Source organism: Actinomyces sp. HMSC075C01 (assembly GCF_001812965.1).
In the GTDB taxonomy this organism is placed as follows: Bacteria; Actinomycetota; Actinomycetes; order Actinomycetales; family Actinomycetaceae; genus Actinomyces; species Actinomyces acetigenes.
In genome coordinates this window covers 1-276 of the sequence record NZ_KV811034.1, presented here as the reverse complement: position 1 = coordinate 276, position 276 = coordinate 1, and the positions used below count along the sequence as shown (strand labels likewise).

1 protein-coding gene is annotated in these 276 nt (G+C 68.5%); it reads left to right on the top strand.

Features of this window, described 5'->3' with window-relative positions; translation table 11 throughout:
* A partial coding sequence (locus HMPREF2883_RS11870; RefSeq protein ID WP_256277470.1) for a hypothetical protein occupies positions 1-276 on the top strand: 276 nt, incomplete at both ends.

The window sequence follows — 276 nt, the reverse complement described above, 5'->3', positions numbered from 1 at the left end:
CCCCCCGGTATCAGACCACCACGATCCTGGGCACCCCCATCGAGGTGGAGTTCACCCCCGCCTCCTACACCTGGGGCTGGGGAGACGGCACCACCACAACCACCACCGACCCCGGAGCCCCCTACCCCAACCAGACCGTGACCCACCACTACCAGCACACCGCCACCGGTGTGACCACGACCCTGACCACCACCTGGACCACCCGATACCGCCCCCAAGGAGACCCCACCTGGCGGCCCATTGAGGGCACCATCACCACCACCGAGACCTCCACCC